Origin of the sequence: uncultured Georgenia sp. (genome assembly GCF_937958535.1) — a bacterium.
Taxonomy (GTDB): Bacteria; Actinomycetota; Actinomycetes; order Actinomycetales; family Actinomycetaceae; genus Oceanitalea.
The window spans coordinates 11,720-33,830 of the sequence record NZ_CALGNQ010000180.1 but is presented as its reverse complement, the minus strand read 5'-3'; the positions used below and the strand labels follow the sequence as shown (position 1 = coordinate 33,830).

Annotated in this window: 22 protein-coding genes and 2 tRNA genes; 10 read left to right on the top strand and 14 right to left on the bottom strand. The window is 72.7% G+C overall.

Annotated features, from left to right (window positions below; all coding sequences use genetic code 11):
• Together Q0195_RS09585 and Q0195_RS09580 are read left to right on the top strand one after the other, a co-directional pair.
• A partial coding sequence (locus Q0195_RS09585; RefSeq protein WP_299277591.1) for an iron chelate uptake ABC transporter family permease subunit occupies positions 1 to 498 on the top strand: 498 nt, incomplete at its 5' end.
• Positions 495 to 1,313, top strand: a complete 819-nt coding sequence (locus Q0195_RS09580; RefSeq protein ID WP_299277589.1) for an ABC transporter ATP-binding protein — start codon at positions 495 to 497, stop codon at positions 1,311 to 1,313. The genes Q0195_RS09585 and Q0195_RS09580, both read left to right, overlap by 4 nt.
• Here the strand turns inward: Q0195_RS09580 and cofE are convergent.
• Together cofE and Q0195_RS09570 are read right to left on the bottom strand one after the other, a co-directional pair.
• Complete coding sequence (gene cofE / locus Q0195_RS09575; RefSeq protein ID WP_299277586.1) at positions 1,298 to 2,107, bottom strand: coenzyme F420-0:L-glutamate ligase; 810 nt, start codon at positions 2,105 to 2,107, stop codon at positions 1,298 to 1,300. The two genes, Q0195_RS09580 and cofE, sit on opposite strands and share 16 nt — an antisense overlap.
• Positions 2,107 to 3,105, bottom strand: a complete 999-nt coding sequence (locus tag Q0195_RS09570) for a TIGR03557 family F420-dependent LLM class oxidoreductase (RefSeq protein WP_299277585.1) — start codon at positions 3,103 to 3,105, stop codon at positions 2,107 to 2,109. The genes cofE and Q0195_RS09570 overlap by 1 nt, the downstream gene beginning before the upstream one ends.
• Positions 3,106 to 3,230: 125 nt before the next feature.
• Here Q0195_RS09570 and valS point away from each other — a divergent pair, with 125 nt between their 5' ends.
• Both valS and Q0195_RS09560 read left to right on the top strand, forming a co-directional pair.
• Positions 3,231 to 5,939, top strand: a complete 2,709-nt coding sequence (gene valS, locus Q0195_RS09565) for a valine--tRNA ligase (protein ID WP_299277584.1) — start codon at positions 3,231 to 3,233, stop codon at positions 5,937 to 5,939.
• A 28-nt stretch (positions 5,940 to 5,967) separates the two neighbouring features.
• A complete protein-coding gene (locus Q0195_RS09560; RefSeq protein ID WP_299277581.1) occupies positions 5,968 to 7,788 on the top strand; it encodes an AMP-dependent synthetase/ligase in 1,821 nt (606 codons plus the stop codon).
• 42 nt (positions 7,789 to 7,830) lie between these two features.
• Here the strand turns inward: Q0195_RS09560 and Q0195_RS09555 are convergent, their stop codons facing one another.
• The 8 genes from Q0195_RS09555 to Q0195_RS09520 form a co-directional block, all read right to left on the bottom strand.
• Complete coding sequence (locus Q0195_RS09555) at positions 7,831 to 8,130, bottom strand: chorismate mutase (protein ID WP_299277578.1); 300 nt, start codon at positions 8,128 to 8,130, stop codon at positions 7,831 to 7,833.
• Positions 8,131 to 8,227: 97 nt separating this feature from the next.
• The gene (locus Q0195_RS09550) at positions 8,228 to 9,409 is read right to left on the bottom strand and encodes a Vms1/Ankzf1 family peptidyl-tRNA hydrolase (protein WP_299277576.1); all 1,182 of its coding nucleotides are present in this window, start codon (positions 9,407 to 9,409) and stop codon (positions 8,228 to 8,230) included.
• Between the two features lie 75 nt (positions 9,410 to 9,484).
• Positions 9,485 to 10,756, bottom strand: a complete 1,272-nt coding sequence (gene clpX, locus Q0195_RS09545; protein ID WP_299277573.1) for an ATP-dependent Clp protease ATP-binding subunit ClpX — start codon at positions 10,754 to 10,756, stop codon at positions 9,485 to 9,487.
• A 128-nt stretch (positions 10,757 to 10,884) separates the two neighbouring features.
• Entirely contained in the window at positions 10,885 to 11,589 is a 705-nt protein-coding gene (locus tag Q0195_RS09540; RefSeq protein WP_299277570.1) for an ATP-dependent Clp protease proteolytic subunit, read from the bottom strand.
• 26 nt (positions 11,590 to 11,615) lie between these two features.
• Positions 11,616 to 12,233, bottom strand: a complete 618-nt coding sequence (locus Q0195_RS09535; protein WP_299277568.1) for an ATP-dependent Clp protease proteolytic subunit — start codon at positions 12,231 to 12,233, stop codon at positions 11,616 to 11,618.
• Positions 12,234 to 12,418: 185 nt separating this feature from the next.
• Positions 12,419 to 13,846: a trigger factor gene (tig, locus tag Q0195_RS09530; RefSeq protein ID WP_299277593.1), complete on the bottom strand. Its 1,428-nt coding sequence runs from the start codon at positions 13,844 to 13,846 to the stop codon at positions 12,419 to 12,421.
• 222 nt (positions 13,847 to 14,068) lie between these two features.
• Complete coding sequence (locus tag Q0195_RS09525; protein ID WP_299277565.1) at positions 14,069 to 14,386, bottom strand: hypothetical protein; 318 nt, start codon at positions 14,384 to 14,386, stop codon at positions 14,069 to 14,071.
• 218 nt (positions 14,387 to 14,604) lie between these two features.
• Positions 14,605 to 14,678, bottom strand: a tRNA-Pro gene (locus Q0195_RS09520).
• 86 nt (positions 14,679 to 14,764) lie between these two features.
• On the opposite strand from Q0195_RS09520, the gene Q0195_RS09515 reads away from it, so the two are divergent.
• Positions 14,765 to 14,838 (top strand) — tRNA-Gly (locus Q0195_RS09515).
• Between the two features lie 264 nt (positions 14,839 to 15,102).
• Here Q0195_RS09515 and rpmF read toward each other — a convergent pair.
• Positions 15,103 to 15,270: a 50S ribosomal protein L32 gene (gene rpmF / locus Q0195_RS09510; RefSeq protein ID WP_299277562.1), complete on the bottom strand. Its 168-nt coding sequence runs from the start codon at positions 15,268 to 15,270 to the stop codon at positions 15,103 to 15,105.
• Between the two features lie 142 nt (positions 15,271 to 15,412).
• Here rpmF and Q0195_RS09505 point away from each other — a divergent pair, with 142 nt between their 5' ends.
• Positions 15,413 to 16,045: a YigZ family protein gene (locus tag Q0195_RS09505; RefSeq protein WP_299277559.1), complete on the top strand. Its 633-nt coding sequence runs from the start codon at positions 15,413 to 15,415 to the stop codon at positions 16,043 to 16,045.
• 126 nt (positions 16,046 to 16,171) lie between these two features.
• Here Q0195_RS09505 and Q0195_RS09500 read toward each other — a convergent pair whose 3' ends face one another.
• Positions 16,172 to 17,332, bottom strand: coding sequence for a hypothetical protein (locus Q0195_RS09500; RefSeq protein WP_299277556.1), 1,161 nt, complete (start codon positions 17,330 to 17,332; stop codon positions 16,172 to 16,174).
• Positions 17,333 to 17,643: 311 nt separating this feature from the next.
• Between Q0195_RS09500 and Q0195_RS09495 the strand changes: the two genes are divergently transcribed.
• From Q0195_RS09495 to epsC, 4 genes are all read left to right on the top strand, one after another.
• Positions 17,644 to 18,000 carry a GntR family transcriptional regulator gene (locus Q0195_RS09495; RefSeq protein ID WP_299277554.1) on the top strand — a complete coding sequence of 119 codons (357 nt, stop codon included), beginning with the start codon at positions 17,644 to 17,646 and terminating at the stop codon, positions 17,998 to 18,000.
• Positions 17,997 to 19,034, top strand: coding sequence for a DUF1648 domain-containing protein (locus tag Q0195_RS09490; RefSeq protein ID WP_299277551.1), 1,038 nt, complete (start codon positions 17,997 to 17,999; stop codon positions 19,032 to 19,034). The genes Q0195_RS09495 and Q0195_RS09490 overlap by 4 nt, the downstream gene beginning before the upstream one ends.
• A gap of 239 nt (positions 19,035 to 19,273) precedes the next feature.
• Positions 19,274 to 20,209, top strand: coding sequence for a cysteine synthase A (cysK, locus tag Q0195_RS09485; protein WP_299277548.1), 936 nt, complete (start codon positions 19,274 to 19,276; stop codon positions 20,207 to 20,209).
• A gap of 2 nt (positions 20,210 to 20,211) precedes the next feature.
• Positions 20,212 to 20,793 (top strand): serine O-acetyltransferase EpsC, encoded by a 582-nt coding sequence (gene epsC, locus Q0195_RS09480; protein WP_299277545.1) that lies wholly within the window; start codon positions 20,212 to 20,214, stop codon positions 20,791 to 20,793.
• Between the two features lie 39 nt (positions 20,794 to 20,832).
• Here epsC and Q0195_RS09475 read toward each other — a convergent pair whose 3' ends face one another.
• Positions 20,833 to 21,786 carry a DNA-formamidopyrimidine glycosylase family protein gene (locus tag Q0195_RS09475; RefSeq protein WP_299277543.1) on the bottom strand — a complete coding sequence of 318 codons (954 nt, stop codon included), beginning with the start codon at positions 21,784 to 21,786 and terminating at the stop codon, positions 20,833 to 20,835.
• Positions 21,779 to 22,096, bottom strand: coding sequence for an MGMT family protein (locus tag Q0195_RS09470; protein ID WP_299277540.1), 318 nt, complete (start codon positions 22,094 to 22,096; stop codon positions 21,779 to 21,781). Before Q0195_RS09470 ends, Q0195_RS09475 begins: the two co-directional genes overlap by 8 nt.
• Positions 22,097 to 22,111 lie beyond the last annotated feature (15 nt).

The window sequence follows — 22,111 nt, the reverse complement described above, 5'->3', positions numbered from 1 at the left end:
ATCTTCTGGTCGGCCACCGGGGACTCCTACCGGGAGATCCTGTCCTGGCTGCTCGGCTCCTTCGGCGGCATCACGTGGCCCGAGGCGCTGCTCGCCGCCGGCGGCACCGTCCTCCTGGGTGGTGTCCTCGCCTCCCGCTCCCGGGTGCTCGACGCGTTCGCGCTGGGCGATGTCGCCGCGGCCTCCCTGGGCGTCGACGTGCGTCGGGCGCGGTGGGTGCTCCTCGTGCTCGTCACCCTCCTCACCGCGGTGCTCGTCTCGGTGTGCGGGGCGATCGGCTTCGTCGGGCTCGTCGTACCGCACGCCGTGCGGCTCGTCCTCGGGGCACGCAACCACCGCCTGCTGCCGGTGGCCGCACTCGTCGGGGCACTGTTCCTCCTCCTCGCCGACACCGCGGCCCGCACCCTCTTCGACCCGCGCGAGCTGCCGGTGGGCATCGTCACCGCGGCGGTCGGGGCTCCTGTCTTCGCGGTCCTCCTGCGCCGGAGCCGGCTGTGAGCGGGCGGACGACGACCCGGCCCCCGGCGCGGTCGACGACACCCGCGGCCGAGCTCACCGTCGCGCAGGTGCGGCTGAGCATCGGGGAACGGCCGGTGCTGCGCTCGGTGGCGGCCCAGCTCCCGCCGGGCCGGGTGAGCGCCGTCGTCGGGCCCAACGGCTCGGGCAAGTCGACGCTGCTGCGTCTGCTCGTCGGGGCGCTCGAGCCGGACGGCGGTGCGGTGCTGCTCGACGGCCGTGAGCTCGCCGCCCTCTCCCGGCGCGCCCGGGCCCGGGAGCTGGCGCTCGTGGAGCAGGACTCCGCGGCGCCGCCGGCGTTGGACGCCCTCGACGTCGTCCTGCTCGGCCGCACCCCGCACCGGCCGACGTGGGGGGCGGACTCGGCCCACGACCTCGCCGTCGCGCACGAGGCGCTGGCGCGGGCGGGCGCCGCCGACCTCGCCGACCGCGACGTCGCCACCCTCTCCGGCGGCGAGCGCCAGCGGGTGCACCTGGCCCGGGCGCTGGCGCAGGCCCCGCGGCTGCTCCTGCTCGACGAGCCGACGAACCACCTCGACGTCGCCGCCCAGCTCCACGTGCTCCACCTCGCCGACGAGCTCGCCGGCGCCGGGGTCACCGTGCTGGCGGCCCTCCACGACCTCAACCACGCGCTGCGCTACTGCGCGCACGTCGTCGTCCTGGACCGGGGCGAGGTGGTCGCCGCCGGCCCGCCGCAGGAGGTGCTCACCGAGGAGCGCGTCTCCCGGGTCTACGGGGTGCGGGCGCGGCGGGTCGTCGTCGACGGGCAGGACCTGCTGCTCTACGAGCGGGCCTGACCGGACGGGGACGCGGCGCGCCCGTCGGCGTACCCGCGGGCGTAGGCCTCCGCCGCCCCCTCGCGGAAGAGGTCCTCCTCCGCCGGCCGGGCGACGACGCGGGCGCCCGCGCCGTCCTCACGGGTGACGAGGTGGCCCAGCCCACGCACCACCGCCACCGGCCGGCCGTCCGCCTTGCCCTTGACGAGCTCCGCCGCAGCGGCGATCTCGTCGGCCGCGGCGATGACGGTGACCCGCAGCTCACGTCCGTAACCGTCCCGGCGTCCGCGGTGGTCCTGCAGCGCCACGACACCGGCCGCACCGATCGCGATGTCCGCCACGCCCTGACGCCACGGCCGACCGACGGTGTCGGTGATGACGACTCCGGGCCGCACCCCGAGCCGCGCGTCCAGGCCGCGGCGCAGGGTCCGCGCCGACGCGTCGGGGTCCTCGGGCAGGAGCAGCGCCGTGCCGAGCGGGACGTCGGAGGTGTCCACGCCGGCCGCGGCGAGCACGAGCCCTTGCGGGTTCTGCACCACCCGCAGCGTGGAGCCGTCGGGGCGGCGCCGCTCGGCGACCACGCGCACCGTCTGCGAGGCGATGACCTCCTCCAGCTCCTCGCGGGTGCGGGCGGCGACGAGCCGGCGCTCGGCCTTGGCCACCACCTTGCTCGCGACGACGACGACGTCGCCCTCCGCCATCCCGACGGAGCCGTCGGGCCACCGCAGCGCTCGCAGGGCCGGCGCCATGAGCGCGGCGAGGTCGTCCCCGCCGGTGATCGGGGGCAGTCCTTCGACAGCCTGTGCGATGAGCATCAGCGCACCACCTTGGGCAGCACGTCGCGGCCGAAGACCTCGACCCAATCGCGCTGGTTGCGTCCGACGTTGTGGAGGTAGATCCGGTCGAAGCCGAGGTCGGCGTACCGCTGGATGGCGGCCCGGTGGACGTCGGGGTCGGCCGAGATGACCATGCGCCCGGCGAAGTCCTCCGGCCGCACGAGCCGGGCCATGGCCGCGAAGTCGAACGGGGAGCGGATGTCCGCCTTGGGGAAGCGCATCGCCCCGTTGGGCCACTGCTCGACGGCGTTGGCCACCGCCTCCTCGTCGGTGGGCGCCCAGGAGAGGTGGAGCTGGATGATCTTCGGCAGCGACGCTGCGTCCTTGCCCGCCTCGCGTGCCCCGGCGGCGAACTTGTCGAGCAGGCCGGCGACCTTCTCCACCGGGGCGCCGACGGTGATGAGCCCGTCGGCGTGCTTGCCCGCGCGGCGGGCGGTCACCGGGCCGCCGGTGGCGACGAAGATCGGCGGGGGCTGCTCCGGCATGGTCCACAGCCGGGTGGACTCGAGCCGGTAGTAGGTCCCGGTGTGCTTGGCGTCCCGGCCCGCGAGCGACGCGGTGAAGAGCTTGCGGATGATGTCGAGCGCCTCGAACATCCGGTTGATCCGCTCCGGAGCCTCGGGCCAGTAGGCACCCACGACGTGCTCGTTGAGCGCCTCCCCGGAGCCGAGGCCGAGCCAGTGCCTGCCGGGGTACATCGCCGCGAGGGTGGCCGAGGCCTGGGCGACGACGGCGGGGTGGTACCGGAACGTCGGCGCGGTGACGCCCGGCCCGATGTCCCCGCGGGTGCGCTCACCGAGGGCGGCGAGGACGTTCCACACGAAGGAGGCCTGTCCCTGCGTGGGGGTCCACGGCTGGAAGTGGTCGGCAGCCATGACGCCGGAGAAGCCGTGCGCCTCGGCCAGGGTCGCGATCTCGAGCACCTCGGTGGGATGGAACTGCTCCAGCGCGGCGGCGTAGCCGATCGTCAGTGCCATGCCGTCAGTGTGTCAGGTGACGCGCATCCGCTCGGACGCTGTCCGGGAGCCGGTCCACACCCGCGGTGGCCCGCTCGTGGACCGGGTGGGTCGTCCACCGCCGGGGCGTGAAAGAATCGGCTCCCATGACCGACGCGCACGAGCCCACCGCCGCTGACCCGCTGCCCACCCCGTCCGTCCCGGACCGGGTGAGCCTCGACGGCCTGGAGGACAAGTGGGACGCGGTATGGAGCGAGCAGGGCACCTACCGCTTCGACCGCACCGCGCCACGCGACCGGGTCTTCTCCATCGACACCCCGCCGCCGACGGTCTCCGGGTCGCTGCACGTGGGGCACGTCTTCTCCTACACCCACACCGACGTCGTCGCGCGCTACAAGCGCATGACCGGGTGCGAGGTCTTCTACCCGATGGGCTGGGACGACAACGGCCTGCCCACCGAGCGTCGGGTGCAGAACTACTACGGTGTGCGCGTCGACCCCTCGCTGCCCTACGACCCCGACTTCGTGCCGCCGCACGACGGCGGTGACGGCAAGAGCGTCAAGGCCGCCGACCAGCGGCCGATCTCGCGGCGCAACTTCGTCGAGCTGTGCGAGCGGCTCACCCAGGAGGACGAGAAGCAGTTCGAGGCGCTGTGGCGCCACCTCGGCCTCAGCGTCGACTGGGCGCACCACTACCAGACCATCGGGCGGGAGTCCCAGCTCGTCGCGCAGGCCGCGTTCCTACGCAACCTCGCCCGCGGCGAGGCCTACCAGGCCCAGGCCCCGGGGCTGTGGGACGTCACCTTCCAGACCGCCGTCGCCCAGGCCGAGCTCGAGGCACGTGACCACCCGGGCCACTACCACCGGGTGGCGTTCCACCTCACCGACCCTGCCGTCGGCGAGGGCGTGGAGCAGGTCCGCGACGGCAAGGTCTACATCGAGACGACGCGGCCGGAGCTGCTGCCCGCCGTCGTCGCGCTCATCGCCCACCCCGACGACGAGCGCTACCAGCCGCTCTTCGGCACCACGGTGCGCTCGCCGATCTTCGGCGTCGAGGTCCCGGTGCTCTCCCACCCGGCGGCCGAGATGGACAAGGGTGCCGGCATCGCGATGTGCTGCACCTTCGGCGACCTCACCGACGTCCAGTGGTGGCGCGAGCTCGACCTGCCCACCCGGTCGGTCGTCCGCCACGACGGGCGGCTGCTCGCCGAGACGCCGTCCTGGATCACCGCCCCGGCCGCGGTCACGCTGTGGACCGAGTCCCTCGCCGGACGTACGACCTTCACCGCCCGCAAGGAGATCGTCGAGGCGCTGCGCGCCAGCGGCGACCTGGACGGCGAGCCGGAGCCGACCCTGCGCAAGGTGAACTTCTTCGAGAAGGGCGACAAGCCGCTCGAGATCGTCACCTCCCGGCAGTGGTACATCCGCAACGGCGGCCGCCCGGCCACCGACTCCCGCGGGCGCGACCTGCGCGAGGCGCTGCTCGAGCGGGGCCGCGAGCTCGGCTTCCACCCCGAGTTCATGCGGGTGCGCTACAACAACTGGGTCGAGGGCCTCAACGGGGACTGGCTCATCTCCCGCCAGCGCTTCTTCGGCGTCCCGATCCCGGTGTGGTACGCCGTGGACGAGAACGGCGAGCCCGACTACGACCGGGTGCTCACCCCGGCCGAGGAGGCCCTGCCGGTCGACCCGAGCACCGACGTGCCCCCGGGCTACACGGAGGACCAGCGCGGCAAGCCGGGCGGCTTCGTCGGCGAGGTCGACATCATGGACACGTGGGCGACGTCGTCGCTCACCCCGCAGATCGCCGGGGGCTGGCTGCGCGACGAGGACCTCTTCTCCCGTGTCTACCCGATGGACCTGCGCCCGCAGGGCCAGGACATCATCCGCACCTGGCTCTTCTCCACGGTGCTGCGGGCCCACCTGGAGTTCGACGGCCTGCCCTGGCGGGACGCCGCCATCTCCGGGTGGATCCTCGACCCGGACCGCAAGAAGATGTCGAAGTCCAAGGGCAACGTCGTCACCCCGATGGGGCTGCTCGAGCGGCACGGGGCCGACGCGGTCCGCTACTGGGCCGCCTCCGCACGCCTGGGCACCGACGCCGCCTTCGACGAGGGCCAGATGAAGATCGGCCGGCGCCTGGCGATCAAGGTCCTCAACGCCTCGAAGTTCGCGCTGACGATGGGCGGCGACACGCCTGCCCGGCTCGACCCCGGGGCCGTCACCGAGCCGCTGGACCGGGCGCTGCTCGCCGCCCTGGCCGACGTCGTCGAGGGGGCGACGACGTCCTTCGAGCGCTACGACCACACCCGGGCGCTGGAGCTGACCGAGACGTTCTTCTGGACGTTCTGCGACGACTACCTCGAGCTGGTCAAGGACCGCGCCTACGGCACCACCGACGGCGGCTACACCCCGACGGAGGTGACCTCGGCGCGCACCACCCTCGCGCTCACCATCGACGTCGTCCTGCGCCTGCTCGCCCCCTTCCTCCCCTTCGCGACCGAGGAGGTGTGGAGCTGGTGGCGCTCCGGCTCGGTGCACACCGCGCCGTGGCCGTCCTCCGCGCCCCTGCGCCAGGCCGTGCCCGACGCCGACCCGGCACTGCTCCACGCCACGGGCGGCGCGCTCGCCGCGCTGCGCAAGGTCAAGTCCGAGGCGAAGGTGAGCCAGCGGACGAGCTACGCCCAGGTGCGCCTGGAGCTGCCCGCCGAGGACGTCGCCCGGGTGCAGCAGGCGCTGGGCGACCTGCGCGCCGCGGGCCGGGTGCGGGGCGACCTCGAGGTCGTCGGCCGCACGGAGCTGGAGGAGGCTGTCGTCGGGGCGCACCAGCTCGACGAGCCGCCCGCCAAGCGCTGAGCAGACGTCCCACCGAGGAGGAGGAACGATGAAGACGAGCCGGCCGCAGGCCAGCACCCCGGGCGTGGGACGCCTCGAGTCGTACATGTCCCTGCCCTGGATCCTCAGCGACCGCCTGGCCCGCGACCCCGCCGGGGTGATCTTCGAGCGCAAGGCGTCGCTGGGCACCCAGTTCGTACCCGTGACGGTGCAGACCTTCGCCGAGGAGGTGGGCGCCCTGGCCAAGGGCCTCATCGGCCTGGGCGTCGAGCCCGGCGACCGGGTGGCGATCATGGCCCGCACGAGCTACGAGTGGACGCTGCTCGACTTCGCCGCGTGGTCCGTCGGCGCCGTCCCCGTCCCGATCTACGAGACCTCCTCCGCCGAGCAGGTGGAGTGGATCGTCTCCGACTCCGCGGTCCGCGTCGTCTTCACCGAGACCCGGGCGATGGCCGCGCTGGTCCGACCGCTCGTCGATCGCTACCACCACCTGGAGCACGTCTTCGTCCTGGACGAGGACGCGGTAGGGACGGTGACCGGGTACGGCACCGACGTCGCGGACGAGGCGGTGGCGGAGCGGTCACGGGCCGCGTCGCTGGACTCGCTGGCGACGATCATCTACACCTCCGGGACCACCGGCCGGCCCAAGGGCGTGGAGCTCACCCACCGCAACTTCCTTCACCTCGTCGTCCACGGCAGCGACGACCCGAACTTCTCCCAGGTGGTGCGCGGTGAGGGCCGGCGCACGCTGCTCTTCATGCCGCTGGCGCACGTCTTCGCCCGGTTCGTGGAGATCCTGTGCGTCTACTCCGGGGCGACGATGGGCCACGTCCCGGACGCCAAGAACCTCGTCGCCGACCTCGACGCGTTCAAGCCGACCTTCCTCCTCGCCGTCCCGCGGGTGTTCGAGAAGGTGTACAACTCCGCCGACGCCAAGGCGGGCTCCGGGGCCCGGCAGCGGGTTTTCCGCTGGGCGGCGAAGGTGGCGATCACCTACTCCCGGGCGCTGGACACACCGGAGGGACCCTCGGCGGCGCTCAAGGCGCAGCGGGCGCTGGCCGACCGGCTCGTCTACCAGAAGATCAAGACGGCGATGGGCGGCAGCCTCGACTGGGCCATCTCCGGCGGCGGCCCGCTCGGTGAGCGGCTCGGCCACTTCTACCGCGGGATCGGGGTCAACGTGCTCGAGGGCTACGGGCTCACCGAGGTCGGTGCCCCGACCACCGTGAACCGGCCCGGCCTCGTCAAGATCGGGACCGTGGGGCCGCCCTACCCCGGGACCTCGATCGCCATCGCCGAGGACGGCCAGGTGCTCGTCAAGGGTGACCACGTCTTCCGCGGTTACCACAACAACCCGGAGGCGACCGCGGAGGCCTTCACCGAGGACGGCTGGTTCATCACCGGCGACATCGGCCGGCTGGACGCGGACGGCTACCTGCGGATCACCGGCCGGAAGAAGGAGCTCATCGTGACGGCCGGCGGCAAGAACGTCGCCCCCGCGGTGCTCGAGGACCGGTTGCGCGGCCACCCGCTGGTCTCCCAGGTGGTCGTCGTCGGCGACGGGCGCCCCTTCATCGGGGCGCTGGTCACGCTCGACGAGGAGATGCTGCCCATCTGGCTGGCGAACCACAACCTGCCGGCGATGACGGTGGAGCAGGCGGCCACCGACGAGCGGGTGCTCGCTGCCCTCGACCGTGCCGTCACGCGCGCGAACGAGGCCGTCTCCCGGGCCGAGTCGATCCGCAAGATCAAGGTCCTGACCATCGACTTCACGATGGAGAACGGCTACCTCACCCCGAGCCAGAAGGTGAAGCGGGCCCTCGTCCTGCGCGACTTCGCCGCCGAGATCGACGAGATCTACGGCACCTGACAGGCCCGGCCGCGGGCGGACGGCCGGGCCACGGGCCCCGCGCTACTGCTGGCGCGACTCGGCGGTCGCCACGTGGTGGCGGATGACCTCCTCGACGATGAAGTTGAGGAACTTCTCGGCGAACACCGGGTCGAGGCCCGCCTCCTCGGCCAGGCTCCGCAGCCGTCGGATCTGCTGCGCCTCGCGCTGCGGGTCCGACGGCGGCAGGCCCAGGTCGGCCTTGATGTGGCCCACCCGCTGGGTGCACTTGAAGCGTTCGGCCAGGAGGTGGATCAGCGCCGCGTCGATGTTGTCGATCGTCCCCCGCGCCGCGGCGAGCTCGGGCGGAATGGTCTGGCTCATGACGCGATCCTACGGGGCGCCCGCCGCGGACCGGGGACCGTCTCAGGCCACGACGCCGGCGCCCCGGCCGGGGACCACCGGTGTCGCGACCGTCGGCTCAGGCGCGGGCGGTGTCGCCGCTGGCCTTGTAGACGTGCTCCTTGGGGGTGGCGGCGTCCCGCCAGCGCAGGATGGCACCGACGCCGTCGGCGAGGTCGATGCTCGCCTCGTCGACGATCGTCACGCCCGCCCCCTGCTCGGCGGCGGCTCGCCCGATCGCCAGGTCGGCCCGCACCTCGTGCGGCTCGGCGACCCCGAGGTCCGCCAGCACGGCGGGGGTCGGGGCGATCTGCAGCGGGTTCTGCCCCGCCCACAGCGAGCGCAGGCGCAGCACCGAGTTCCGCCCGGTGGCGTCGGCGCGGACGATGAGCTCGGCGACCTGGCCGCGGGACAGCGCCGTGACGACGTCGGCCAGGCTCTGGGTGGCCGTCCCCTCCCGGCCCTCCTCCTGGCGGAAGCGGTCGAGCACCTCCTCCCGGCGGCGGGCGCGGAACACCTCGAGCGCCTCGTGCAGCTTGCGCTCGAAGGCCTGCTCGTTGACCCCGGCGGACCGAGACCCGCCGTCGAGCACGTCGACGAGGGCGGCTGCCTCGGCCCCGAGCCGCTCCCGCACGAGCGCGACGGCACGGATGTCTCCGGTGAGCAGGAGAAGCTCGGGGCGCCGCTCGGTGACGATGCGGTCGAGCTCGTGGGCCACGGTCTCCGCGTTGCGCTCCCAGGAGTCCTCGGCCCGGGCCTGCAGCCGGCGCTGCGCCATGCCGGCGCGCCGCACCTTGTTGATGACGTCCTGGTCGCCGTCGACACTCTGCCGGTCCCCCGCCTCGTACTCGAGGGCGGAACGGCGCTGCAGCGTGAGGTCGGCCCCCGTGCGGTCGATCTCGGCCAGCAGGTAGGTCACTGTGCCGTCGGCGACCCGGGCGAGGGAGCTCACGTCCATCCCCACCACCCCGGTGTCGTCCGGTGGGGGCTCGGGCAGCACCCGGTCGATGGTCACCCCGTCCGGGCCGGCGACGATCGCACGTCCGTGCTTGCCGGCGACGTGGGTGGGGATGCGCACCTGCTCCTCGACGTGGTCGAGCGTCCGGGCGCTGATGCCACGACCCTCGAGGGTGCGGCGCAGGTCGCGCCACCGGGTCATCACGGCCTGGTAGCCGTGCTCCGTGTCGCGGGTGGCGTCGAAGGTGACCGTGACGACGTCGTCACCGGGTGGGACCAGGCTCGTGAGCCAATCGATCTGCATGTGACAGCACCTCACTCGTCTCGCGTGCAGTGCTGCCTACTCTGGTGCACGTCCGGTCCGGACGCCACCGTGACCTCAGGCGCTCTTCTCCCGGGGCGTGCGGCGCTTCTTCTCCCGCGGCACAAGGGTGGGGTTGACGTTCTGCTGGACGACCTCGGCCGTGATGACGACCTTCTCCACGTCGTCCCGGCTGGGCACCTCGAACATCGTCTCGCGGAGGATCTCCTCCATGATGGCGCGCAGCCCGCGTGCCCCGGTGCCCCGCAGCAGTGCGAGGTCGGCGATCGCCTCCAGCGCGTCGTCGGTGAACTCCAGCTCCACGCCGTCGATCTCGAACATGCGCTGGTACTGCCGCACGAGCGCGTTGCGCGGCTCGGTGAGGATCTTGATGAGGGCCTCCCGGTCCAGCGGCTGGACGGTGGCCACGATGGGCAGCCGGCCGACGAACTCGGGGATGAGCCCGAACTTGTGCAGGTCGGCGGGCCGGACCTCGGCGAAGGCGTCGCCCTCGTCGTCGGCGGACCGCAGCGTGGCGCCGAAACCGATCCCGGCGCGGCCGGTGCGGGAGGTGATGATGTCCTCCAGGCCGGCGAAGGCGCCGGCGACGATGAACAGCACGTTCGTCGTGTCGATCTGGAGGAACTCCTGGTGCGGGTGCTTGCGCCCGCCCTGCGGCGGGACGGAGGCGGTGGTGCCCTCGATGATTTTCAGCAGCGCCTGCTGGACGCCCTCGCCGGAGACGTCGCGGGTGATCGACGGGTTCTCGCTCTTGCGGGCGATCTTGTCGATCTCGTCGATGTAGATGATGCCCTTCTCGGCCTTCTTGACGTCGAAGTCGGCGGCCTGGATGAGCTTGAGCAGGATGTTCTCGACGTCCTCACCGACGTAGCCTGCCTCGGTCAGCGCCGTGGCGTCGGCGATGGCGAAGGGCACGTTGAGCATCTTCGCCAGCGTCTGGGCGAGGTAGGTCTTGCCGGTCCCGGTGGGCCCGATGAGCAGGATGTTGGACTTGGCCATCTCGACGGCGTCGTCGGACGAGGACGCCTTCTCCGCGGCCTGGACCCGCTTGTAGTGGTTGTAGACGGCGACGGCGAGGGTCCGTTTGGCGGTCTCCTGCCCGACGACGTACTGCTCGAGGAAGTCGTAGATGGCCCGCGGCTTGGGCAGGTCGACCAGGCCGATCTCGCTGGCCTCGGCGAACTCCTCGTCGATGATCTCGTTGCAGAGGTCGATGCACTCGTCGCAGATGTAGACGCCCGGGCCGGCGATGAGCTTCTTGACCTGCTTCTGGCTCTTGCCGCAGAAGGAGCACTTGAGCAGGTCAGCACCCTCAGCACTCCGTGCCATGCTCACTCCTCTTCACCCGGGGACTACCCCCATTGGACACCATGATTGGCCCGCGTGTCTTCTTGCTTCCGCACCGGTGTGTCGTGCGGCACGTCCGCCGGCCGGGTGGACCCCGGCCGGCGGGTGCGTCAGGACCGGGCTGCCGGCTCCTCGGACTTGCGGTACTCCAGCACCTGGTCGACGAGGCCGTACTCGAGGGCCTCGGTCGCGGTGAGGATCTTGTCGCGCTCGATGTCGTTGCGGACCTGCTCCACCGGCTTGCCGGAGTGGAAGGAGATCGTCTCCTCGAGCCACTCGCGCATGCGCAGCACCTCGCGGGCGTGGATCTCGATGTCCGAGGCCTGGCCGTAGCCGCCGCCCTGGAGGGCCGGCTGGTGGATCATCACCCGGGCGTTGGGCAGCGCGAGGCGCTTGCCGGGCGAGCCGGCGGCCAGCAGCACCGCGGCGGCGGAGGCGGCCTGGCCCAGGCACACGGTCTGGACCTGCGGCTTGATGTACCGCATCGTGTCGTAGATCGCCGTCAGCGCGGTGAAGGAACCACCGGGGGAGTTGATGTAGAGGGTGATCGGGTTGTCCGGGTCCGAGCTCTCGAGCACGAGCAGCTGAGCCATGACGTCGTCGGCGGACGCGTCGTCGATCTGGACGCCGAGGAAGATGATGCGGTCCTCGAAGAGCTTGGTGTAGGGGTCCTGGCGCTTGTACCCGTAGGCGGTGCGCTCCTCGTACTGGGGCAGGACGTAGCGGGCCGCGGGCGCCGCGGGGGCGTACCCGCCGGCGAAGGCAGAGCCGGCGAGGCTACCGGCGCGGGCGATGAACTGGGATTCGGTGCTCACTGGTGCTCCTGGGGTCGTCGGGGCCGCTACTTGCCGGTCGTTCCGCCGCCGCCGGAGACCGAGGCCGCGGACTCGACGACGTGGTCGATGAAGCCGTACTCGAGCGCCTCGGGGGCGGTGAACCAGCGGTCGCGGTCGGCGTCGCGGTTGATCTGGTCGACGGTCTTGCCGGTCTGCTCCGCGGTGATCTCGGCGAGCACGCGCTTCATGTGGAGGATGAGCTCGGCGTTGATCCGGATGTCGGTGGCGGTGCCGCCGATGCCGCCGGAGGGCTGGTGCATCATGACGCGGGCGTGGGGCGTGGCGTACCGCTTGCCCTTGGTGCCCGAGGAGAGCAGGAACTGCCCCATCGAGGCGGCCATACCCACGGCGACGGTGGCGACGTCGGGCTGGATGTACTGCATGGTGTCGTAGATCGCCATGCCGGCGGTCACCGAACCACCCGGGGAGTTGATGTAGAGGTAGATGTCCCGCTCGGGGTCCTCGGCGGCGAGGAGGAGCATCTGGGCGCAGATGGCGTTGGCGTTGTCGTCGCGCACCTCCGAGCCGAGCCAGATGATGCGCTCCTTGAGCAGGCGCTGGTAGATCGAGTCGTTGAGGCCCAGGCTGTTGCCCTCCTGGGCACCTCGTGGCTGCAGGCTCACGTGCACGCTCCCAATGGTCGTCGTCGGGGCTCCGCCGGACGGCCCCGGGGAGGGACCGCCGCGCGGCGATGTTCTTAGGACACTAACGCTGCTTCCGGCCGGATCCGTCCGCCCGCTGCGGGTTTTCGCTGTCGGCGCACCGACGCCGCGGGGGCGGTGCCCATCGGCACCGCCCCCGCGTGGAGTCACTCGGCGCTGGGCGCCGACTCCGCGCTCTGACCGGAGTCCGCGCTGTCGGCGCTCTCGCCCGAGTCGGCGCTCTGCGCACTCTGCCCGGCGTCCGCGTCCTCGCTCGCACCGCCCTGGGCGGCGGCCGCCGCGGCGGCGTCCTCCTCGTCGGAGCCGATGTACTCGCTGAGGTCGACCGGCTCACCGGCCGAGTCGACGACCTTCACCCGGCGCAGCGCCACGGCGAGCGCCTTGTTGCGGGCCAGCTCCCCGGCGAAGACCGGGATCTGGCCGGCCTCACCCGCGGACTGGATGAACTGGTTGGGGTCCATGCCGTACTGGCGCGAGGTGGACAGGAGGAACTCGAGGAGCTCGTTCTGCCCGACCTGCACCTCGAACTGCTCGGCGAGCGTGTCGAGGATGAACTGGTCGCGCATGGCCTTCTCGGTGTCCTCGCGGACCTCCTCGCCGTGCGGGTCGTCCTCCGGCTTGCCCTCGGCCTCCAGGTGCGCCTTGATCTCGGCGTCCACGGCGTTCTTCGGCAGCGGGAACTCGACGTCGGTGCGCAGCCGCTCGAGGAGCTGGTCGCGGGCCGCGACGGCGCGGTTGGCCTGCTTGTCCTTCGCCACCTGCTCGCGCAGGTCGGCGCGCAGCTCGTCGATGGTGTCGAACTCCGAGGCCAGCTCGGCGAACTCGTCGTCGGCCGCCGGCAGCTCGCGCTCCTTGACGCTGTTCACCGTGACGGTCACCTCGGCCTCCTTGCCGGCGTGCTCGCCGCCGACGAGGGTGGAGGTGAAGGTGGCGGTCTCACCGGCGCTCAGGCCGCGGATCGCCTCGTCGAGGCCCTCGAGCATGGTGCCGGCGCCCACCTGGTAGGAGGTGCCGGTGACCGAGTCGACCTCCTCGCCGTCCACGGTGGCCTTGAGGTCGATGGAGACGAAGTCGTCGTCGGCGGCGGGGCGGTCCACGCCGACGAGCGTGCCGAAGCGCTCGCGGAGGGCCTCGAGCCGCTGCTCGACGTCCTCGTCGGTCACCTCGACGGAGTCGACGGTGATCTCGTAGGTGCTCAGGTCGGGGAGCTCGATCTCCGGACGGATGTCGACCTCCGCGGTGAAGACGAGCTGGCCGCCGAGGGCGCCGGTGACGTTCGGGACCTCGGTGACATCGACCTCGGGCTGGCCGAGCGGCTTGATGCCGGTCTCGGCGACGGCGTCGCGGTACAGGCCGGGCAACGCGTCGTTGACGGCGTGCTCGATGACCGCGGCGCGCCCGACCCGCTGGTCGATGATGCGCGGCGGGACCTTGCCCTTACGGAACCCGGGGACGTTGATCTGCTCGCTGATGTGGGAGTAGGCGTGGTCGATGGTCGGCTTGAGCTCCTCGTAGGGCACCTCGACGGTGAGCTTCGCCCGGGTGGGCTCAAGATTCTCGACGGCGCTCTTCACTGCAATGCTCTCCACTCTTCGGTTCCGTAGGACGCCCCCGCACGGGGGAAGACGCGTGCCGTGCGTGCGTGAACCGAGGCAGGCGGCCGTGCGCACAGGCGCATTCCATCGTAGTGCACCGGCCCCACCCACCGCGACGCGGGGCTTCGGGCCGGCGGGTGATCTCCACCTCGCGGCCGCGCCGGGAGGCGGCGTCGCCTCCCGGCGTCCGGGCAGTGGCGCTCAGGCCTCGACGGAGGCCGGGGTCACCATGAGGGCGCGGTACTGCTCGTCGGTGAGCGTGTCGCGGTAGGTCTCGGCCAGGACCGCCCACCGCAGGGCGACCCGGGCGGGGCGGGAGAGGTCGGGCCGGGCGTCGCGTACGGCCTTGTCGATCGCAGCCATGTCCTCGCCGTGGCCGCCGAGGGCCAGCGCTCGCCTCCCCTGTGCGGCGTTCTCCTGGTCCACCACGGCGGGGCTGGTGAGGGCGGCGACATCCGCCGCGTCGAGGTGTTCGATCTGCTTGAGGATCGCTTCCAGTGCGGGACGGTAGGAACTCATCTCTCGTCTCTCCAATCGAAAGGTGTGCCCGACGAGGGTCGGGACGTCAGGTCCGCGCCGGCCGGACCGGCGGCGCCGGTGGTGCCGGCCGTCCGGCGTAGTTCGTCGTGATCGCGCGGGGCGCGCGGTGGGCTGCTGCCGGCGGGCGTCACGGCAGCGCGTCCCGGCCCGTGGGGCCCGGCGCGGCACCGGTCGCCGGCGGCCGAGGCAGTCACGAGTCGGGATGACAGGATTTGAACCTGCGACCTTCCGCTCCCAAAGCGGACGCGCTACCAAGCTGCGCTACATCCCGTCGGCCGGCAGGCCGCGCTTCGATTGTAGGCGACCCGGCGTCGACGGGTTACAATCACTGCTGCACGCCGGGCCTTCCCGGCGCGTGCGGGTGTAGCTCAATGGTAGAGCCTCTGCCTTCCAAGCAGATGGTGAGGGTTCGATTCCCTTCACCCGCTCCAGTCGGCAGCCGCGGCGAGGAGGCCACGGCCCTACCCGGGCAAGTGGCGGGACTGCCCGTCCGGTCACCCGTTCCGCTCCCGCCGACGTACGGCCACTCCCCCACCGGGTCCTGGCCGGGACACGTGGCGGCGACGTCGACCCCACGGGCAGACCGACGCCGTCGCGCAGCGACGTGCCGCGCGAGGTCGTGTCGTGGGCCGGCATGCTGCGCAACGCGAAACGGCCGCCACCCCGTGGGGTGACGGCCGCTGCTGAAGTCTGCGTCAGTCCGCGTACTCCAGGCCCTTCTGGTAGGCCTTCGCCAGGCGCCGGGGCACCTGGATCTCTCGGCCCTGGACGCGGACGGTCTGGAGCACGGTGGGCTCAGCCTTCCACTGGGACCGGCGAGAGCGGGTGTTGCTGCGGGACATCTTGCGCTTCGGAACTGCCATGCCCTGCCGCTCCTTTCGTGGTCGGGACGATTGCCGTCGTATACCTTGCCACGCCGGAGGCCGGTTTGACCAATGGTGGCGGCGGTGCACGGAGTGTGAGATTGCCCGCTCCTGCCCGGTGTGGGCCCACAATGGTCCCACCATGGACCTTCGCACCCTCGCCCGCGGCGTGACCACGACGACCGAGCTGGAGATCCGCCGCTCCCGCTTCATCACCTGGCTGCGCCGCGCCGACGACGAGGAGGCGGCCCGCGAGCTCGTCGAGGAGGCCCGCCACACCTACCCCGACGCCCGGCACCACTGCTCCGCCTTCGTCGTCCGGGTGCCCGGGGCGAACCTCGTGGAGCGGTCCTCCGACGACGGCGAGCCGGCCGGCACGGCGGGGATGCCGATGCTCGAGGTGCTCCGCGGCAGCGGGCTGGTCGACATCTCCGCCGTCGTCATCCGCTACTTCGGCGGCGTCAAGCTGGGCACCGGTGGCCTCGTGCGCGCCTACTCCGACGCCGTGCGGTCGGCGCTGGAGGAGGCGCCGGTGGTCGTCCTGCGCGAGAGCAGGCTCCACGCGGTGACCCTCTCCCACGCCGAGGCCGGCCGGGTGGAGTCGGAGCTGCGCGCTCTCGGCTTCACCGTCGACGACGTCACCTACGCCGAGCAGGTCACCCTCACCCTGGCGACCAATGACGACGGCGCCCTGACCTCCGCCGTCGCGGGCCTCACCGGGGGCGGCGCCGAGGTCCGGCCGGCGGGGTCACGGGTGGTGGAGCTGCCGGCCTAGGACCGGCGCAGCGACCCGGTGGGTCGCCTGCTCCGCGACGTGGACGGCGCCGAGCTCGACCGTCGCCCGGGGTGCACGTAGCACTGCTCGTGCGCGTCTGCGCCCTGACGTCGCGCCCCACGGCGATCAACGGTCGGCCAGCCCGGTGCGGAAGCTGTCGCGCACCGACAGCAGTGCGCCCCGCGGATCGGTGAGAGCAAGGAGTGAGGCGCCCAGCAGGATGTTGCGCACGTCGTCGGACGTGCTCCCGGTGAGGACGCGAGGGGTGACCACGAGAGCCGCGACGACGAGGGCGGCGACGGTGACACCACGGGTCACCAACGCTCGGGTCCGAGAGTCCCGCCACGCCACGGGCTCGGCCCGGGCGAGCTCGTCCCAACGGCCCTGGCAGGCCGCGGTGTAGCCGGCGATGAGCGACGCCCGCACGCGATCGTCCACCCCTGCGCCTCCGATCACCGTGGCGCCGGCAAGGCCGGCGAAAGCACCCGCGACCCGAAGGGCGTAGTCGCGCACTGCTTCGGCGACGATCGGCGCATTCCCCGGAGACGTCCCGCGCGACTCCCTGACCACGGTGTGCGCCGCTCGTTCCAGCTCGGCGGCCAACGAGGTGCGCACGTACGGGCTGAGCGGTGTGGCGACCCGCGTGACTGTGTAGACACCAGGCCCCTCACCGACCTGGTCGTACGGCATGTGAGCCCGCAGCACCGAGCCGTACAGGGCCAGCGCCAGACAGTCGCCCAGCGACGTGATGACCGCGTGACGGAGCCCCATGCGGAAGAGGGACTGGACGACCACGGCCGACACGCTCATCAGCAGGGCGCCCACACCGGCGAAGACGACGATCGAGGCGACGGCTGCGAGCGCGAACGCCGGATCGACAGAGAGCCAGACGAAGGGAGACACCGCCGCGAAGAGCGTCCACGACACACCGGCGACCACGAACCACGTCGCCTTCGTGCTGCCGAGCACCAGAAGGACGCCCGCTGTTCCGAGCAGGACCACACCGATGCCCACCAAGCCGCTGGTCAGCAGATACTGCTCGGTCGCCGCCGGGTCGCGGAAGACGGAGGCGTCGACGTCCCTCACTTCGCCCAGGACGAGGTAGCCCGCGACCGAGGCGATGAGGAAGGACGCTGTACCGGCCAGCGTGAACCAGGCGCGGCGACGGCGCACGGCATCGAGATAGGCGTCGTACGCGTCCTGTGTCGGCCCGCGGAGGTCCGTGGCCTCCCCGGCGTTCCCGCGCACGCCGTCGTCGTTGACGACGAGGTCGATGTGGAGCTGCACCAGCCGGCGTTCGTCCTCCTCCTGGCCGACGCGGTGGGGCTGGAGACCGGCGAGTGTGCGCCGAGCTCCGCGCACCACGTCGGTGATGCCCACGTCACAAGTGTGCTCCGCCGTCCATCTGACCGCCAGAACCGGGCGGCCTCACGCTGACATCTCATCGGCTCCGAGCACAGCGGACAGTCGTGGGGGAACCGGACAGGCAGGGTAGGGCACTGCCGGCCGCGGCCGATCCGATGGCTGCGCAGGCCCGGGAGCGGTCGGCCGCCCGCCCGGTCGTTGTCCTAGTTGGGCTAGAGCAATACACTCTGACTGTGCTCATCCGCATCGACCCCGCCTCGCCCCAGCCGCTGTACGAGCAGCTGGCCGACCAGGTGCGCACCGCCGTCGTCCGCGGCGAGGTGGTCAGCGGGGAGCGCCTGCCCGCGGCCCGCGACCTCGCGACCTCGCTCGACGTCAACCAGCACACCGTGCTGCACGCCTACCAGCTCCTGCGCGACGAGGGCTTCGTCGAGCTGCGCCGCGGCCGCGGTGCCGTCGTCACCGCACGGGCCGTCGAGCACTACGCCCCCCTGCGCGCCGCGCTCGACGCCGTACGGAGGGAGGCCGGACGCCTCGGGCTGCCCCTGTCCGCCGCCGCCGCCATGCTCACCGCCGAGGAGCCCCGATGACCCGTACCCTGCCCCACCGCCGCCGCGCCTGGCTCCTCGGAGTCGTCGTCCCCGTGCTGGTCACGGCGGCCGGCTGGATCGTGGTCGCCGCGCTGCTCCCCCGCGTCCCGCGTCCGGCGGCCCTCCACTGGGGCCCCACCGGGGTGGACCGCACCGGCCCCCTCGAGGAGCTGCTGGCACCGATCGCGGTGATCAGCCTGGTCTCCCTCGCCGTCATGGCCGTCATCTCCCTCCGCACCGGGCGTCAAGCGCTCACCCGGCGCCTCACCCTCGGGCTGGCCGTGGGCCTGGCGACGATGTTCGCCGGCCTGGCGATCGTCCCCCTCGCCGTCCAGGTCGACGCACCCTCGGCGGCGGAGGCCGGGTCCCCCGACGCCGCGACGCTGGTCGCCATGGCGGTGGCCGTGCTCCTGGGGGCGGCGGGCGCGGCCCTGGCGGGCGCGGACCCGGCGGCACCGGCGGCGTCCCCCGTCCCGGACGACGCCGCCTCCACCGACCTGCCGCCCGGCGAGCGGGCGGTGTGGGTCAAGCAGGCGACCGTCGGCCGCACCGGCCGCACCGTGAGCCGGGTGGGCGCCGCCGCGCTCGTCGGCCTCGCCGTGCTCAGCGGCACGGTGAGCGGCAGCTGGTGGCTCGCCCCGCTCTTCCTCGCCCCGGTCCCCCTCGTGCTGCTCTTCCTCTCCTGGCAGGTCCGGGTCGACGCCACCGGGCTCACCGCCCGCGCGGCGCTGGGCCGCCCCCGGCAGCACGTCCCCGCCGCGGAGGTGGTCCGCGCCGACGTCGTCACGGTGGACCCGTTCGCGGAGTTCGGCGGCTGGGGCCTGCGGGTCTCCGCCGCCCTCGACGGCACCGTCGGGGTGGTCCTGCGCAAGGGGGAGGCGATCGCGGTCGAGCGCACCGGAGGCCGGCGCTTCGTCGTCACCGTCGACGACGCCGCCACCGGTGCTGCCCTCCTCAACACCTACGCCCAGCGGGCGCGCACCGCGCGGCCGGTCCGTGACGAGAGCACAGGCAGCGGGCCGCACCACGATTGATCGGCGCCGACCGCTGGTTTAGGGTTCACGTGACCGGGCCCACCGGGCCCTACGAGCAGCCGTGAGAGGAGATGCCGCAGCCGTGTCCGCGCTCGTCGTCCCAGCCTCCTCCACCTGCTGCTGCCGCTGTCTGTAGAGCGCCCGGCTCTAGCGTGCGGCAGTGCCGTATGCCAGGCGCTCCGCCCGCCACCAACGTCGGTGGCCCCTGCCCCTCCGACCCCCCCAGTGAAGGAACCCCCATGGCACGTATCTACGACGACGTCACCGCACTCATCGGCCGCACCCCGCTCGTGCGTCTCAACCGCCTCACCGAGGGCCTCAAGGCCACGGTCCTGGCCAAGCTGGAGTTCTACAACCCCGCCAACTCCGTCAAGGACCGGATGGGCGTCTCCATCGTCGACGCCGCCGAGCGGTCCGGTGCGCTGCCCCCCGGCGGCACCATCGTCGAGGGCACCTCGGGCAACACCGGCATCGCGCTGGCGATGGTCGGCGCCGCCCGGGGCTACAACGTCGTCCTGACGATGCCGGAGACGATGAGCAAGGAGCGGCGCGCGCTGCTCCGCGCCTTCGGCGCCGAGCTCGTCCTCACCCCCGGCGCCGAGGGGATGAAGGGCGCGGTGGCCAAGGCCGAGGAGATCGCCGCCCAGCGCAAGGGCGCCGTGCTGGCCCGCCAGTTCGCCAACGAGGCCAACCCGGCGATCCACCGGAAGACCACGGCCGAGGAGATCTGGAACGACACCGACGGCGAGGTCGACTACTTCGTCGCCGGGATCGGGACCGGCGGCACCATCACCGGCGTCGGCCAGGTGCTGCGTGAGCGCAAGCCCGAGGTGAAGATCGTCGCCGTCGAGCCGGAGGAGTCCCCGATCCTCAACGGCGGCCAGCCGGGACCCCACAAGATCCAGGGCATCGGCGCCAACTTCGTCCCGGAGATCCTCGACACCGCGGTCTACGACGAGGTCATCGACGTCAACTTCGAGCAGTCGATCGAGACGGCGCGCCGCCTGGCCACCGAGGAGGGCATCTTCGCGGGCATCTCCTCCGGTGCGGCCGTCACCGCGGCGCTCCAGGTCGCCGCGCGTCCGGAGGCCGAGGGCAAGACCATCGTCGTCATCGTCCCCGACTTCGGCGAGCGCTACCTCTCCACCCCGCTGTACGCCCACCTCACGGACTGACGTTGCACGACTCCAAGGTCAGGTTCTGGGTCCTCCTGCGGGAGGACCTCGAGGCTGCGCGCCGCGGCGACCCCGCGGCGCGCACCCTCCTCGAGGTGGCCCTGGGGTACCCGGGCGTCCACGCCCTGTGGGCGCACCGGGTGTGCCACCGGATGTGGCACGCGAGCCCGCTGCTCAAGCTGCCCGCGCGCCTGCTGTCCCAGCTGGTGCGGGCGCTGACCGGCGTGGAGATCCACCCCGCCGCGGTGCTCGGGCGACGGCTGTTCATCGACCACGGCATGGGCGTGGTCATCGGGGAGACCGCCGAGGTGGGCGACGACGTGGTCATGTTCCACGGCACCACGCTCGGCGGCCGGACGATGAGCAAGGGCAAGCGCCACCCGACGGTCGGTGACCGTGTCGTCATCGGGGCCGGGGCGAAGGTGCTCGGACCGATCACGGTCGGCGACGACGCCCAGATCGGGGCCAACGCCGTCGTCGTCAAGGACGTGCCGGCGGGGGCGGTCGCGGTGGGGGTGCCCGGCAAGGTCCGCGAGCGCCCCGCGGCGATCGACCCCTACGAGGACCCGGCGCTGTTCATCTGAGCCGCAGCCCGGCACCGCCGCCGGGCCGGAGGTCGACCCTCAGGCCGTGCTGGGGCGGCGCTGCTCGCGCGGGCACCAGAACACCCGGCGGCCGGCCATGACGTCCTCGGCGACCTTGCTGCCGCAACGCAGGCACGGACGCCCCGTACGGTGGTAGACGTACCAGCGGTCGTCCACCTCCTGCCGGTCCTCCGGCTCGGTGGTGACGATCCGGCCGGTGGCCACACCGTCGGCCATGAGGGCGGCGAGGTCGGCCCACAGGGCACGCAACTTCGCCGCAGAGACGGTCCGGCCGAGCCGGCGCGGGTGCAGCCGCGCCCGGTAGAGCGCCTCGGCGCGGTAGATGTTCCCCACGCCGGCGATGACGGACTGGTCCATGAGCAGCTCGCCCACCGGCCGCGCGCGCCGGCGCACGCCCGCGACGAACTGCTCGACGTCGCCGTCCTGACGCAGCGGGTCGGGTCCGAGCCGGGCGTGGACGGCGGCCTTCTCCTGCGGGCTGATCACCTCGCACGCGGTCGGGCCGGTGAGGTCGGCCACCCCGTGCTCCCCGAGCAGGCGCACGCGCACCGCCCCGCGCGGCGCGGGCGGGTGCCACTGCCCGTTCGCCGACGCCGCCGGCACGAGCCGGGCGGCGTCGTCCTCCTCGTCGTCCAGAGCGGGCAGGGCGACCTCCTCCTCGGCCACCCGACGACGCGGGGCGCCGATGGCGTGGGGAGCCTGGAAGGTGTGGTCCCCGGCGAAGGTCCACGAGCCGTACAGGCCCAGGTGGACCCGCAGCCAGCGCAGCGACTCGGGGTCGGACTCCCCGTCGGTCGAGAACCCCAGGAACAGGTGCTTGCCGTGGGCGTCGGTCGCCACCAGCCGGTGACCGTCGAGCAGCGCCGCGCCGTCGGCGAAGCGGCCCTGCGGGGAGGAGACGGCGAGCCGCTCGCCGTGGAGCAGCTCGTCGAAGGCGAGGGCGAGGCGGTGGATCGAGTGGCCTTCAGGCATCGCTGTCCTCCAGGGGGTCCCACAGGGCACGGGCGAGGTCGACCGCGCCTCCCGGCCGCAGCGGGGTGCCCTCGCTGCGGTAGTGGCGCGCGGCACGCGCGGTGAGGTGCTCGGGCAGCGTGCCGTCCGCCCGCACCACCCGCCACCATGGCACGGCACCGCCCTCGCGGGCCATGACGGAGCCCACCCGACGGGCCGAGCCGCGGCCGGTGCGCAGCCGGGCCACCTCCGCGATGAGGCCGTAGGTGGTGGCGCGACCGGGGGGCACGTCGTCGGCGATGTCCAGGACGAGCTCGCTCCAGTCGGTCACGCCCGTCATTCTTGC

What these genes read in the sequence shown, in the direction of transcription:
- cofE (WP_299277586.1), bottom strand. Translation starts at nt 2,107, where the DNA reads ATGCTCATCGCACAGGCTGTCGAAGGACTGCCCCCGATCACCGGCGGG.
- Q0195_RS09570 (WP_299277585.1), bottom strand. Translation starts at nt 3,105, where the DNA reads ATGGCACTGACGATCGGCTACGCCGCCGCGCTGGAGCAGTTCCATCCC.
- valS (WP_299277584.1), top strand. Translation starts at nt 3,231, where the DNA reads ATGACCGACGCGCACGAGCCCACCGCCGCTGACCCGCTGCCCACCCCG.
- Q0195_RS09560 (WP_299277581.1), top strand. Translation starts at nt 5,968, where the DNA reads ATGAAGACGAGCCGGCCGCAGGCCAGCACCCCGGGCGTGGGACGCCTC.
- Q0195_RS09555 (WP_299277578.1), bottom strand. Translation starts at nt 8,130, where the DNA reads ATGAGCCAGACCATTCCGCCCGAGCTCGCCGCGGCGCGGGGGACGATC.
- Q0195_RS09550 (WP_299277576.1), bottom strand. Translation starts at nt 9,409, where the DNA reads ATGCAGATCGATTGGCTCACGAGCCTGGTCCCACCCGGTGACGACGTC.
- clpX (WP_299277573.1), bottom strand. Translation starts at nt 10,756, where the DNA reads ATGGCACGGAGTGCTGAGGGTGCTGACCTGCTCAAGTGCTCCTTCTGC.
- Q0195_RS09525 (WP_299277565.1), bottom strand. Translation starts at nt 14,386, where the DNA reads ATGAGTTCCTACCGTCCCGCACTGGAAGCGATCCTCAAGCAGATCGAA.
- rpmF (WP_299277562.1), bottom strand. Translation starts at nt 15,270, where the DNA reads ATGGCAGTTCCGAAGCGCAAGATGTCCCGCAGCAACACCCGCTCTCGC.
- Q0195_RS09505 (WP_299277559.1), top strand. Translation starts at nt 15,413, where the DNA reads ATGGACCTTCGCACCCTCGCCCGCGGCGTGACCACGACGACCGAGCTG.
- Q0195_RS09490 (WP_299277551.1), top strand. Translation starts at nt 17,997, where the DNA reads ATGACCCGTACCCTGCCCCACCGCCGCCGCGCCTGGCTCCTCGGAGTC.
- cysK (WP_299277548.1), top strand. Translation starts at nt 19,274, where the DNA reads ATGGCACGTATCTACGACGACGTCACCGCACTCATCGGCCGCACCCCG.
- Q0195_RS09475 (WP_299277543.1), bottom strand. Translation starts at nt 21,786, where the DNA reads ATGCCTGAAGGCCACTCGATCCACCGCCTCGCCCTCGCCTTCGACGAG.